Source organism: Mycobacterium sp. 852002-51152_SCH6134967, from assembly GCF_001667105.1.
GTDB classification, from domain to species: Bacteria; Actinomycetota; Actinomycetes; order Mycobacteriales; family Mycobacteriaceae; genus Mycobacterium; species Mycobacterium neumannii_A.
This window is the reverse complement of the sequence record NZ_LZIK01000071.1, coordinates 1-13,097: the sequence shown is the minus strand read 5'-3', so window position 1 is coordinate 13,097 and position 13,097 is coordinate 1. Positions and strand designations below refer to the sequence as shown.

The following is a 13,097-nucleotide window of genomic DNA, read 5'->3' as shown; positions in this document are numbered from 1 at the left end:
TCCACTACCGCGAGCGACCGTGTCTGTACGGCGACACGCCGGGTTCGGGCGTACAACCGCGGTCACTCGCCAGAAGTGAGGGTCCTCAGATGAGCACGAACGAAGGTTCGCTGTGGGGCGGACGGTTCGCCGACGGACCGTCCGACGCGCTCGCGGCCCTGTCGAAGTCGACCCACTTCGACTGGGTGCTCGCTCCTTACGACATCCGGGCGTCGAAGGCGCACGCGCAGGTGCTGCACGGCGCCGGGCTACTGACCGACGATCAGCGCGACGGGCTACTCGCGGGCCTCGACAGCCTGGCCGCCGACGTCGCCGACGGCAGCTTCGAACCCCTGGTCACGGACGAAGACGTGCACGGCGCCCTCGAGCGCGGCCTGATCGATCGGGTCGGCGCGGAACTTGGCGGCCGGTTGCGGGCGGGCCGGTCGCGAAACGACCAGGTTGCCACGCTGTTTCGGATGTGGCTGCGCGACGCGATCAGGCGCGTCGCCGACGGGGCTCTGCAGGTCGTCGACGCGTTGGCGACCCAGGCGGCCGCCCACCCGACCGCGATCATGCCGGGCAAGACGCATCTGCAGTCCGCACAACCCGTGCTCCTCGCGCATCACCTACTGGCGCATGCGCATCCGTTGCTGCGCGACGTCGACCGCCTGGCCGATTTCGACAAGCGGGCTGCGGTATCGCCCTACGGGTCCGGTGCGCTGGCCGGGTCGTCCCTGGGCTTGAACCCCGACGCGATCGCCGAGGATCTCGGCTTCGACACCGCCGCCGACAATTCGATCGATGCCACCGCGTCGCGCGACTTCGCCGCGGAGGCGGCATTCGTGTTCTCGATGATCGGCGTCGACCTGTCGCGGCTGGCCGAGGACATCATCTTATGGAGCACAACCGAATTCGGCTACGTCACCCTGCACGACGCCTGGTCGACCGGTAGCTCCATCATGCCGCAGAAGAAGAACCCCGACATCGCCGAACTCGCCCGCGGCAAGTCCGGCCGGTTGATCGGCAACCTCACCGGGCTGCTGGCGACGCTCAAAGCTCAACCGCTGGCCTACAACCGGGACCTGCAGGAGGACAAGGAACCGGTGTTCGACTCCGTCGCGCAGCTCGAACTCCTGCTGCCGGCCATGGCGGGGCTGGTGGCGACCTTGCGCTTCGACGTCGACCGGATGACCGAGCTCGCGCCGCTCGGCTACACCCTGGCCACCGACGTCGCCGAATGGCTTGTGCGCAGGGGAGTGCCGTTCCGGGTGGCGCATGAGGCGGCGGGTGCCGCGGTGCGCGCAGCCGAAGCGCGCGGCATCGGGCTGGAAAAACTCGAGGACGCCGAACTCGCCGCAATCCATCCCGAACTCACCCCGCAGGTGCGTGAGGTCCTGACCGTCGAGGGATCGGTCGACTCCCGCGACGCCCGCGGCGGCACTGCACCGACGCAGGTCGCCCGGCAGCTCGGCGCCGTGCGCGAAACCGCTGACCGGCTGCGGCTACGGTTGAGGAGATGACCGAACGCGTCGAATTCCGCTCCGGTGCGACGACTCTGGTCGGCCACCTCTACGACGGCGACCCCGACGAACCCCGGCCGTGTGTGGTGCTGTGCCACGGCTTCGGCGGCACGCAGGACACCCCGGCGTTGACGGCGAACGCGACGGGCTTCGCCGCCGCCGGTTACGCGGCCCTCACGTTCGACTACCGCAACTTCGGTGAAAGCCAAGGTGAACCAAGGCAACTGGTGGACATCGGCGGCCAACTCGACGACATCGCCGCAGCGGTCACGTTCGCTCGCGGCCGCAGCGGTATCGACCCCGACCGCATCGTGTTGTGGGGCAGCTCGCTCGGTGGTGGCCATGTGGTCACGGCCGCGGCACGCGACCCACGGATCGCGGCGGTGATCGCCCAGATCCCGTTCAACGGATTTCCGAAGAAGGTCGAGGGGCGGTCGAGGGCCGCCACTCTGCGGTTGCTGTGGGCGATGACCACCGACACCGTGCGCGGCGCTCTGGGTGCATCGCCCGCTTACATCAAAGCGGTGGGAGAGCCGGGTGAGCTCGCGGTCATGGCCACTTCCGAGGCGCACCAGACCATCGAGGGCATGCAGAGCGCGACCTGGCGCAACGAGGTCGCACCGCGAGCGCTCTTCGCGATGATGCGCTACAAGCCCGGCGACCATGCACCACGCGTGCGTGCGCCCGTGTTGGTGTGCATCGGCAAGCAGGACAAGGAAATTCAAGAGGCCGACGCGGCACGACTGGCTGAACTCGCGCCCCGAGGTGAGCTAAAGAGCTACGACCTCGCCCATTTCGACTTCTACCGCGACGACGTCCGGCAGCGCGTGATCGCGGATCAGATCGCGTTCCTGCGCCGGGTACTCGCTTAGCCGCCCAGAATCAGTCGTCGTCGTTGCAGATGCTGACCTCGAGACGACCGTCGTCGACCTCGATTTCCAGGTCGAGGTCCTCAGCCCCTCTGCGGAACGAGATCTCGACCTCCTCGGGTTCCTGATCGTCGACCCGATGCGTCCAACCCTCGGCCGGCGTCACCGACTCGAGGGTGAGGCGACCGTCAGCGAATGTGACGACTGCTGACCCCGCGTCGTACACCTGGTACCGCCCATCCGGGGCGGGTTCGAGGCGGACGCATTGATTGCGGGCCGGCCGGGCGGGGGCGGCGACTCCCGTCTGCGGCGCCGCAGGCGGCGGTGTGGTCTGGGGCGGCGGGGCCTGTGGACTGCTCGAGGGCGAGGCGGACTCCGTGACGGTCACCGTGGACTGGGGTTCGGCGCCCGAGCCGCACCCCGGAAGGAGCAGAGCGACCCCGGCGAGCGCGGTGACACCGATCGATCTGGTTGCCATGCTCCCAGGCTACGGCGTCAGCCGTCTGCGGCGGCCAGCCACGCTTCTTCGAGAGATTCCTTGCGGTTCAACAGCTCTTGGAGCTCGGCGTTGAGCTCACCCAACCGGACGTGGTCCGCGGCGGCCTCGGCCATGGACTCGTGCAGCGCGGCGATTCGCGACTCCAGTTTTTCCAGCTGCCCCTCGATGCGCGCCATCTCCTTGCCGGTGCGTCGCTCCCGCGCGGACGCTGTTTCGCCTTGTGAACCCGCCGTCGCTGCACTCGCCGTCGATGTAGGTGCCGGTGACGCGGCCGCCGCGCGGTCCGCCAGATACTGCTCGATTCCGCCCGGCAACAGCTCGCAGCGCCCACCTCCGGTCAGGGCGTAGGTGACATCGGAGACCCGTTCGAGGAAGTAACGATCGTGGGTGACGGCGATCAGCGTGCCCGGCCAGCCGTCGAGATAATCCTCGATGACGGTCAACGTGTCGATATCGAGGTCGTTGGTCGGCTCGTCGAGCAGCAGCACGTTCGGTTCGTCGAGCAACAGCCGCAGAAACTGCAACCTGCGCCGTTCACCACCTGAGAGCTCCGACACCCGCGTCGTCAGCTTGTCGCCCGTGAACCCAAAGTCGCGCAGCAACGTGTCGGCGCTGATCTCGCCGCCGCCGGCCAGTTGGGTGATCCTTCGTCGGTCCTCGACCGCGTCCAGCACCCGGTCGGCGCCGTCGAGTTCGGCCAGGGCCTGGCTGAGGTAACCGATCCGCAGCGTCGCGCCCCGCTTGATCGTGCCCGCCGTCGGCGCTAGCTCACCTGCCAGCAGTCGCAGCACCGACGTCTTGCCGGTGCCGTTGACGCCGACCAGCCCGATCCGCGCGCCGGGGCCGATCGACCAGTCGACTTGGTCCAGCACCACGGTGTCGCCCACCTCGAGCCGCACCCGGTGCAGGTCGAACACATCCTTGCCCAGCCGGGTGGTGGCGAACCGCTGCAGAACCAGGGAGTCCCGTGGCGGCGGTTCGTTGGCGATCAACTCGTTGGCGGCCTGGATGCGGAACTTCGGTTTCGACGTCCGCGCCGGCGGTCCGCGCCGCAGCCATGCCAGCTCCTTGCGCATGAGGTTCTGCCTGCGCGCCTCGGCACCGGCCGCCAGCCGCATCCGCTCTGCCCGCGCGAGCACGTAGGCCGCGTAACCGCCTTCGTAGCCGTCTACCTTCCCTTTTCCGCTGCTGGCATGCACCTCCCACGTCCTTGTGCACACCGCGTCGAGGAACCAGCGGTCGTGGCTCACCACCACCAGTGCCTTGGCCAGGCGCCGATTGAGGTGTGCGGCCAGCCAGCCGATCACCTCGACGTCGAGGTGGTTGGTCGGCTCGTCGAGCACGAGGACGTCATGACCGGCGATCAGCACCGCTGCCAGCGCCACCCGGCGCCGCTCGCCGCCGGAGAGCCGGCCGACCGCACTGTCGAGAGAGACGTCGGCCAATAGGTGCGAGACGACGTCGCGGGTCTCGGGTTCGGCCGCCCAGACGTGATCGGGACGGCCACCGACGATCACATCGCGCACGGTGGAGTCGGCGGCGAAGTCGTCACTCTGCCGCAGATAGCCCACCGACAACCCCGAGGTGTGGGTCACCCGGCCCGAATCCGGCTCGCGGGTGAGCGTCAAGATCTGCAGCAGCGTGGTCTTACCGTCGCCGTTGCGCCCGACCACGCCGATCGCGTCGCCGTCGTCGATGCCCAGGCTGACCGCATCGAGAAGCGTGCGGGTGCCGTAGCCGACGGTCGCGCGCTCGACATTGATCAGGTTCGTCATCAGCCGCCGATGATAGGTCGGCCCTGCCCGCCGGGCCCCTGTGCCATGATGACGTCGGCCGATTCGGGGGTTCTATGGCGGCCAGAAGGGGAGCGTGCGGCGTGGATCTGTCGGCGATAACGAACCCGGTCGGACGGCTGGTGGCGACCGCCCAGAACGGGCTGGAGGTGCTGCGGTACGGCGGCCTGGAGACCGGCGCCGTACCCTCGCCGTTCCAGATCATCCAGAGCGTGCCGATGTACCGGTTGCGGCGCTATTTCCCGCCTGACACGAGGCCGGGATCCAAGCAACCCGGCCCGCCCGTGCTGATGGTGCACCCGATGATGATGTCCGCCGATATGTGGGACGTCACCCGCGACGACGGCGCCGTCGGCATCCTGCACAACGCGGGCATCGACCCGTGGGTCATCGACTTCGGCTCACCCGACAAGGTCGAAGGCGGTATGGAACGCACGCTGGCCGACCACGTCGTCGCGCTCAGCGAGGCCATCGACACCGTCAAAGAGGTCACCGGTCGCGACGTGCATCTGGCCGGCTACTCGCAGGGCGGAATGTTCGCCTACCAGGTCGCGGCCTACCGCAGGTCGAAGGATCTGGCGAGCATCATCGCATTCGGCTCGCCGGTCGACACCTTGGCCGCGCTGCCGATGAACCTGCCCGCCAGCGTCGCGCCCGCGGCCGCCGATTTCATGGCCGACCACGTGTTCAGCCGGATCGACATCCCGGGCTGGCTGGCCCGCACCGGCTTCCAGATGCTCGACCCGATCAAGACCGCCCAGTCGCGCCTCGACTTCCTGCGTCAGCTACACGATCGCGAGGCCCTGTTGCCCCGCGAGCAGCAACGCCGGTTCCTGGCCTCCGATGGCTGGATCGCGTGGTCGGGCCCCGCCATCGCCGAGCTGCTGAAACAGTTCATCGCGCACAACCGGATGATGAGCGGCGGCTTCTCGATTCACGGTGACCTGGTCACGCTGTCGGATATCGAGTGCCCGGTGCTGGCCGTGGTCGGCGAAGTCGACGACATCGGCCAGCCGGCTTCGGTGCGCGGTATCAAGCGCGCCGCCCCGAAAGCCGATGTCTACGAATTCCTCATTCGCGCAGGCCATTTCGGGCTTGTCGTCGGATCGAAGGCATCCAGCCAGACGTGGCCGGCGGTGGCGCAGTGGGTCAAGTGGCTCGACGGCACCGGCGAGCGGCCCGAAGGCGTCAACCCGATGGCCCTGCAGCAAGCCGAACCCAACGAGACCGGCGTCTCGATCAGCTCACGCCTGGCGCACGGCACCGCCGCGGCGACCGAGATGGCGTGGACCCTGGCCCGCTCGGCTGCCGACGCCGTGGTGAGCGCCAACAAGTCGGCCAGAGCACTGGCCGTCGAAACGGCGCGCACGCTGCCGCGCCTGGCCCGGCTCGGCCAGATCAACGAGCACACCCGAATCTCGTTCGGCCGCATCATGTCCGAACAGGCCCGCGACTTCCCGCGCGGTGACTGCCTGCTGTTCGACGGCCGAGTCCACACCTATGAAGCAGTGGACCGGCGCATCAACAACGTCGTCCGAGGCCTCATCGAGGTCGGGGTACGCCAAGGCACGCGCGTCGGCGTCCTGATGGAGACCAGGCCCAGCGCGCTGGTGGCGATCGCCGCGCTCTCGCGACTGGGCGCGGTGGCGGTGCTCATGCCGCCGGACGTCGATCTACCCACCGCTGCGCGGCTCGGCTCGGTGTCCGACATCATCACCGACCCCAGCAACCTCGAAGCCGCCCGGCGACTCGATATGCGTGTGCTGGTGCTCGGCGGCGGTGAGGCCCGCGACCTCGACGTTCCCGAGGACAGCGACGTCATCGACATGGAGAAGATCGATCCGGAAGCGGTCGACCTGCCCGGGTGGTACCGGCCGAACCCCGGTCTGGCCCGCGACCTGGCCTTCATCGGTTTCAGCTCGATCAGCGGCGACCTGGTCGCTCGTCAGATCACCAACGCTCGGTGGGCGATCTCGGCGTTCGGCACCGCGTCGGCGGCCAATCTCAGCCGCAGCGACACGGTCTACTGCCTGACGCCGCTACACCACCAGTCCGCCCTGTTGGTGGCGATCGGCGGCGCCACCGTCGGCGGCTCGCGGATCGCGCTGTCGCGCAGCCTGCGGCCGGACCGGTTCCTCAACGAGCTTCGCCAGTACGGCGTCACGGTCGTCAGCTACACGTGGGCGATGCTGCGCGACGTCATCGACGACCCGTCGTTCGCGCTGCACGGCAGCCACCCGGTTCGGCTGTTCATCGGTTCGGGTATGCCGACCGGACTGTGGAAGCGTGTGGTCGAAATCTTCCAACCCGCCCACGTCGTCGAATTCTTCGCGACCACCGACGGACAAGCCGTGCTGGCCAACGTGTCCGGCGCGAAGATCGGCAGCAAGGGCCGCCCGCTGCCGGGTGCACGCGAACTCGCGCTGGCGGCCTACGACCCCGCCGAGGACCTGATTCTGGAGGACGACCAGGGCTTCGTCCGCCGCGCCGAGACCAACGAAGTCGGTGTGCTGCTCGCCCGGCCACGCGGGCCGGTCGACCCGACCGCCCCGATCAAGCGGGGCGTTTTCGCCCCGGCCGACACCTGGGTGTCCACCGAGTACCTGTTCCGTCGCGACGACGACGGCGACTACTGGCTTGTCGACAGCCGCGGACTGGTCATCCAGACCGACCGTGGCTGCGTCTACTCATCGACCGTCAACGATGCGGTCGGCTGCCTCGGCGCGGTCGACCTCGCGGTCACCTACGGGGTGCAAGCCAACGGGCGCCAGCTGGCCATCACGGCGTTGGAGTTGCAGCCCGGCGGCAGCATTCCGTCTGCCGACCTGACCGAGGCCCTCGCGAACCTGGCCGTCGGCGAACCACCCGACATCGTCCATGTGGTGCCGGGGATGGCGCTCAGCGCGTCCTACCGGCCGCTGGTCAGCCCGCTGCGGGCGGAGGGCGTTCCGAAGCCGTCGCGTAACGCGTGGTACCTCGACCCCGATACGAATCGGTACAAGCGGCTGACCGTGGCGGTCCGCTCCGAGATCGCCGAAGGCCAGTAGCGAAGGTCGGTCATGACGACCTGCCGGCGGGGCCGAGCGCTGTTAGGCTCCCGCTAAGTCGGCAGCCTGGCGACCGCGCCACCGAGCTGGAGGATTGATGACATCGCGAACCGGTAGCTCACGCGACATCTGGCGCCGCCTCGTCATCGGCGGTATGGCCGGAGGCGTATTGACAGTCGGTGTACTCATCGGTGTCGCGGGTCCGACGGCTGTGGCGCAGCCCGCCGAGCCGACCGTTCAGACCGAGGCGCCCGAGCCGCAAGCCGACAGCCCGAAGAGACCGTGCACCGGCGACGACTGCAACAGGGCCGAGGAGACCGCGCCGAAGGTCAACGCTGACCAGGTACTGCAGATGATCCACGAGGAGTACCGGCAGGGCGACGGCGGCGGCCAGGTCTCTGTGCTGATCGACGACGCCGTGAAGCTGCGCAAGCTGGGCTTCCGACCGTCCAACGCGAACGCCATCGCGCTCAAGGAGGCCCTCGAGGACCGGCCGAATCAGACGCCGCTGGTCGAAGCGCTCAAGGAAACGATCACCCACCAGCGCAAGATGCAGGCGCGCGCGGCGCAGCAGGCCGCTGCCGGCGGCGGGTCGATCGCCGGGATTCCCGTCACGCCCGCCGTCCCCGTCCCGGCCGGCTGATCGCCGTGGCCCTCGACGAGAAACTGCTCGACATCCTGGTATGCCCGCAGGACCGGGGCTCCTTGCTGCTCATCGGCGACGAATTCCTCTACAACCCGCGGCTGCGCCGGGCGTATCGCATCGACGACGGCATCCCGGTGCTGCTGATCGACGAGGCCGTCGACATCACCGATGACGCCGAGCATCAGCGGATGCTGGATCGCGCATCAGGTGAACCCGGGTAGCTCTCCGGTGAGGTAGCGCTGCAGATTCGGGGCAATGGTGTCGACGATCTGGTCCACCGGCAGCGATTTGAACGGCTCGAGTTCGAGGATGTAGCGGGCCATCACCACGCCCACCAGTTGCGAGGCGACGAACTGCACGCGGACCGGTCCGCTGCCCGGGGGATCGTCGACGCGCGAACCGACTTCTCTGGCGATCACCTCCTGCAGGAAGGACCGCACCAACGAGGTGTCGTTGCCGGCGATGATCGACCGCAACGTCGCGATGAAACCCTTACCCAGTTCCGAATCCCACAGCGGCAGCAGAAGGGACGGCAGCGTGCGGCCGATCTCCTCGACGGGGACTTGCTGCAGCGGGCCGATGACCTGCATGGGATCGATCGGAATGTGAATCGCCGCGGCGAACAGCTGGGTCTTGGTTCCGAAGTAGTGATGTACCAGCGCGGGGTCGACGCCCGCCGCCGCGGCGATCGCGCGGATCGAGGTCTTGTCGATACCATTGCGCGCGAACAACTCCCGCGCACTGTTCAGGATCCGTTCACGGGTATCGGACGGCCCGGGTGGGCGTCCCGGCCGTTTACGTTCGGCGTTGGTGGTCAACGTAGTCACGGTGTCCTTCGTCGTAGCGTGGCCGCGGCCAGGCAGAGGGAGACGACCGCGAAGCCGATGACGACCGCGACGTCGCGCACCACGGTGAAGGTCGGCTCTGCGTATGCCCCGACCTGTTGCAGCGCCTCCAGAGCGTAACTTGCCGGCATCACGTTGCTGATCCACTGCAGCCACTCCGGCAGCACGGCGCGCGGCACGATGATCCCGCTCAGCAGAAGTTGGGGGACGATCACCACGGGCATGAACTGCACGGCCTGAAATTCGGTGCGCGCGAACGCGCTACACAACAATCCCAACCCGACTCCGAGGACGGCGTTGATGATCGCGATCGTGAAGACCCACACCGGGCTGCCTTCGGTGTGCAGGCCGAAGAACGCGTAGGACACGACGCACGCGATCGTCGCCTGAGCTGCGGCGGCAAGCGAGAACGCGGTGCCGTACGCCGCGAGCAGGTCGAGCCTGCGCAGGGGAGTGGTCAGGATCCGCTCCAACGTGCCCGAAACCCGTTCCCGCTGCATCGTTATCGATGTGATCAGAAACATCACCACCAGGGGGAACAGACCGAGCATGATCAGGCAGGCGGTGTTGAACGGACTCGGTGCACCGGGCGGGTGCGGGGAATTCTGAAACATGAAGTACATCAGGGCGATGACCGCGCTCGGCACGATCAAGATCATCGCGACACTGCGGTGATCGGTGGCGAGTTGGCGCAGGATGCGGCCGGTGGTGGCCAGGTACGCCTGCGGGCTCAGTCGGCTCCGGCTGCGCTGGCTGCGGTGCTGCGCTTGATGACGGAGAGAAACGCCTCCTCCAGTGACTGACATCTCGTGTCCTCTCGTAGTTTCGAGGGCGTGGTGTGGGCGAGCACCCGGCCTTCACGCATGAGCAGCAGGTCGCCGCAGTGGTCGGCCTCGTCCATCACATGGCTGGAGACCAGGAGAGTGGTCCCTTGGCGGGACAGCTGCTGAAAATGGGCCCACAGCTCCACGCGCAGAACGGGATCGAGTCCCACGGTGGGTTCGTCGAGCACCAGCAGATCGGGATGCGAGACCAACGCACACGCCAGCGAGACCCGCGTACGTTGGCCTCCGGAAAGGTTGGCCCCCAACGCTGTTCTGTGGTCGTTGAGCCCTACGGCGGTTACGGCGTCGTCGGCGGAGTCGGCGCCGGTGCCGTACAGCGATGCGAAGTAGCGGACGTTGTCGATGACCCGTAGGTCGTCGTAGATCGTGGGGTTCTGGGTGACATAGCCGACGCGGTGGCGTAGGCCGGCCGAGCCGACCGGTTTCCCTAGCACCGTCACCGTGCCGGAACTGATGATCTGGGTGCCGACAACGCTTCGCATCAGCGTCGTCTTGCCGCAGCCGGATGGTCCGAGCAGGCCCGTGATCGTGCCGGGGGCGACGGACACCGTGACGTCATCGACTGCCAGGCGATTACCGCGGATGACCCGCAGGTTCCTGATCTCAACGGCCGGAGAAACACGCTGCTCGAGTAATTCATCAGCCGATGAAGTCATCATGTGATGAAATATCCTCGCGCTGCGCCGTCGTGTCAAGAGCCTCCGTAGGATCGCCATCGATGAATCGAAAAGGCCCGGTCGACGGTGACCACTGAACTGTTGTCGGTCGACCCGCTGACCGCTGCCCACCGACTGCTCGGCGCCGACCTCACCTGCCGCGGGGTCAGCGCAATGATCGTCGAGGTCGAGGCCTACGGCGGGCCACCGGACGGACCGTGGCCCGACGCCGCCGCCCATTCGTACCGCGGACCCGGAACGCGCAATCGCGTGATGTTCGGCCCGCCGGGGCGGCTGTACACCTATCGCAGCCACGGCATCCACGTCTGCGCCAACGTCGTGTGCGCGACGGACGGTGTGGCAGGTGCCGTGCTGCTCAGGGCCGCCGCCATCGAGGCGGGTTTGAGCGCCGCATACGCCCGCCGCGGAGAGTCGGTCCGCCCCGCTGCGCTGGCTCGAGGGCCGGGCAACCTGTGCTCGGCACTGGGAATCACGATGGAAGACAACGGGATCGACATCTTCGGCCCCGACAGCCCGATCCAGTTGACGCTGGGTGAGCGGCATGTGGCCGCCGAGGGGCCGCGCGTCGGCGTGAGCAAGGCCGCCGACCGTCCCTGGCGATTCTGGCTGGAAGGCCGACCCGAGGTGTCGGCGTATCGGCGGAGCCCGCGGGCACCGGCTCCCGGAGAAAGCGACTAGTACGGAAAGATCGCACGCATGGGTACGTCGATCCTCGACGAATTGGAGTGGCGCGGGCTGATCGCGCAATCCACCGACCGTGACGCGCTGGCCGAAGCACTTGGGGCCGGACCGGTCACCGTCTACTCGGGCTTTGACCCGACCGCTCCGAGCCTGCATGCGGGCCATCTCATCCCGCTGCTGACACTGCGCCGCTTCCAGCAGTCGGGCCATCGGCCCATCGTTCTGGCAGGCGGTGCGACCGGCATGATCGGTGACCCCCGCGATGCCGGGGAACGCACGCTGAACACCGCCGACACCGTCGCGGAATGGGCGGACCGTATCCGCGGGCAGCTCGAGCGCTTCGTCGAGTTCGACGACACCGACACCGGGGCCGTCATCGAGAACAACCTGTCGTGGACCCGCCCGCTGTCGGCGATCGAGTTCCTGCGCGACGTCGGCAAGTACTTCTCTGTCAACGTCATGCTCGACCGCGACACCGTCCGGCGCCGCCTCGAGGGCGAGGGCATCTCCTACACCGAGTTCAGCTACATGCTGCTGCAGGCCAACGATTATGTGGAGCTGCATCGGCGCTACGACTGTTCTCTGCAGATCGGCGGTTCCGATCAGTGGGGCAACATCATCGCCGGCGTCCGGCTGGTCCGCCAGAAGGACGCAGCCACGGTGCACGCCCTGACCACCCCGTTGGTGACCGACTCCGAAGGCAAGAAGTTCGGTAAGTCGACCGGAGGCGGCAGCCTGTGGCTGGACCCCGAGATGACGAGCCCGTACGCCTGGTACCAGTACTTCATCAACACCGCCGACGCGGACGTCGTCCGCTATTTGCGTTGGTTCACCTTCCTGTCGCCCGAGGAGTTGACCGAGCTGGAACAGGCGACGGCGGAACGGGCCCACGAACGTGCCGCGCAGCGACGCCTGGCGCGCGAGCTCACCACATTGGTGCACGGCGAAGCCGCGACGCAGTCCGTCGAGCACGCCAGCCAGGCTCTTTTCGGCCGGGCCGAGCTGGCAGAGCTGGACGAGCCGACACTGGGTGCCGCGCTGCGCGAGGCCGCCGTAGCCCAGCTGGACCCCGGCGGGCCCGACACGATCATCGACCTGCTCGTGGCCAGTGGGCTCTCGCCGAGCAGGGGTGCGGCCAGGCGCACCGTCGCCGAAGGCGGCGTCTACGTCAACAATGCCCGGGTCGACAGCGAGGAATGGGTTCCACAGCCCGCTGACTTCCTGCATGAGCGATGGCTGGTGCTGCGTCGCGGTAAGCGCAACATCGCCGGCATCGAACGGGTGGCTTGAGGGCTCGAGCGAGGCGGGAACAATAACGCGGGGGGAAGCGTTGAACACCTCGGTAGGAGCCAACGCACTCCGGTGCGCGCGACGGGTATCGATCTGAAAAACCCGTTCTATCAGGCCATTTGACTCCTACTTTTCCCTCACGTAACTTATGGACTCGTCGCTGCGACACGGGCCAAGCCCGAAGAGCGCGGCGACTCCCAGAGGGAAATCCCACTTCGGTGGGTTCCTGAGCGTCCGCACTACGAGTACGCGGCTTCAAAGCCGCGGACTAGTGGCGCGGCCGTGCGGGTGTGTTGTTTGAGAACTCAATAGTGTGTTTGGTGGTTTTTGTTTGTTGTTGTTTTTTGCCATGCCCTGTTTTCCCGTTTGTGGGTGTGGTGTTTTTTTGATGCCAGTTTTTGGT

Annotated in this window: 12 protein-coding genes; 7 read left to right on the top strand and 5 right to left on the bottom strand. The window is 67.5% G+C overall.

Annotated features, from left to right (window positions below; genetic code table 11):
• The first annotated feature begins 89 nt into the window (after window positions 1–89).
• Together argH and A5790_RS24095 are read left to right on the top strand one after the other, a co-directional pair.
• Window positions 90–1,502 carry an argininosuccinate lyase gene (argH, locus tag A5790_RS24100; RefSeq protein WP_066850099.1) on the top strand — a complete coding sequence of 471 codons (1,413 nt, stop codon included), beginning with the start codon at window positions 90–92 and terminating at the stop codon, window positions 1,500–1,502.
• Window positions 1,499–2,374 (top strand): alpha/beta hydrolase, encoded by an 876-nt coding sequence (locus A5790_RS24095; protein WP_066850097.1) that lies wholly within the window; start codon window positions 1,499–1,501, stop codon window positions 2,372–2,374. The genes argH and A5790_RS24095 overlap by 4 nt, the downstream gene beginning before the upstream one ends.
• Before the next feature lie 10 nt (window positions 2,375–2,384).
• Here the strand turns inward: A5790_RS24095 and A5790_RS24090 are convergent, their stop codons facing one another.
• Together A5790_RS24090 and A5790_RS24085 are read right to left on the bottom strand one after the other, a co-directional pair.
• Complete coding sequence (locus A5790_RS24090; RefSeq protein WP_066850095.1) at window positions 2,385–2,849, bottom strand: hypothetical protein; 465 nt, start codon at window positions 2,847–2,849, stop codon at window positions 2,385–2,387.
• A gap of 17 nt (window positions 2,850–2,866) precedes the next feature.
• On the bottom strand, window positions 2,867–4,645 hold the full coding sequence (locus A5790_RS24085) for an ABC-F family ATP-binding cassette domain-containing protein (protein WP_066850092.1): 1,779 nt from the start codon (window positions 4,643–4,645) through the stop codon (window positions 2,867–2,869).
• Window positions 4,646–4,719: 74 nt separating this feature from the next.
• On the opposite strand from A5790_RS24085, the gene A5790_RS24080 reads away from it, so the two are divergent.
• The 3 genes from A5790_RS24080 (at window position 4,720) to A5790_RS24070 (ending at window position 8,577) form a co-directional block, all read left to right on the top strand.
• A complete protein-coding gene (locus A5790_RS24080; RefSeq protein ID WP_369829816.1) occupies window positions 4,720–7,710 on the top strand; it encodes an acyl-CoA synthetase in 2,991 nt (996 codons plus the stop codon).
• A gap of 97 nt (window positions 7,711–7,807) precedes the next feature.
• Entirely contained in the window at window positions 7,808–8,353 is a 546-nt protein-coding gene (locus A5790_RS24075; protein WP_066850090.1) for a hypothetical protein, read from the top strand.
• Entirely contained in the window at window positions 8,353–8,577 is a 225-nt protein-coding gene (locus A5790_RS24070) for a Trm112 family protein (RefSeq protein WP_174522812.1), read from the top strand. The genes A5790_RS24075 and A5790_RS24070 overlap by 1 nt, the downstream gene beginning before the upstream one ends.
• On the opposite strand, the gene A5790_RS24065 is transcribed toward A5790_RS24070, so the two are convergent.
• The 3 genes from A5790_RS24065 to A5790_RS24055 are packed head-to-tail and all read right to left on the bottom strand — an operon-like array spanning window position 8,560 to window position 10,705.
• The gene (locus A5790_RS24065; RefSeq protein WP_066850440.1) at window positions 8,560–9,174 is read right to left on the bottom strand and encodes a TetR/AcrR family transcriptional regulator; all 615 of its coding nucleotides are present in this window, start codon (window positions 9,172–9,174) and stop codon (window positions 8,560–8,562) included. The genes A5790_RS24070 and A5790_RS24065 overlap by 18 nt on opposite strands.
• A gap of 5 nt (window positions 9,175–9,179) precedes the next feature.
• Window positions 9,180–10,007 carry an ABC transporter permease gene (locus A5790_RS24060; RefSeq protein ID WP_082961869.1) on the bottom strand — a complete coding sequence of 276 codons (828 nt, stop codon included), beginning with the start codon at window positions 10,005–10,007 and terminating at the stop codon, window positions 9,180–9,182.
• Window positions 9,932–10,705: an ABC transporter ATP-binding protein gene (locus A5790_RS24055; protein WP_066850084.1), complete on the bottom strand. Its 774-nt coding sequence runs from the start codon at window positions 10,703–10,705 to the stop codon at window positions 9,932–9,934. Before A5790_RS24055 ends, A5790_RS24060 begins: the two co-directional genes overlap by 76 nt.
• 84 nt (window positions 10,706–10,789) lie before the next feature.
• Between A5790_RS24055 and A5790_RS24050 the strand changes: the two genes are divergently transcribed.
• Together A5790_RS24050 and tyrS are read left to right on the top strand one after the other, a co-directional pair.
• Window positions 10,790–11,401, top strand: coding sequence for a DNA-3-methyladenine glycosylase (locus tag A5790_RS24050; RefSeq protein WP_066850081.1), 612 nt, complete (start codon window positions 10,790–10,792; stop codon window positions 11,399–11,401).
• 18 nt (window positions 11,402–11,419) lie between these two features.
• Window positions 11,420–12,694: a tyrosine--tRNA ligase gene (gene tyrS, locus A5790_RS24045; protein ID WP_066850078.1), complete on the top strand. Its 1,275-nt coding sequence runs from the start codon at window positions 11,420–11,422 to the stop codon at window positions 12,692–12,694.
• Window positions 12,695–13,097: the final 403 nt, after the last annotated feature.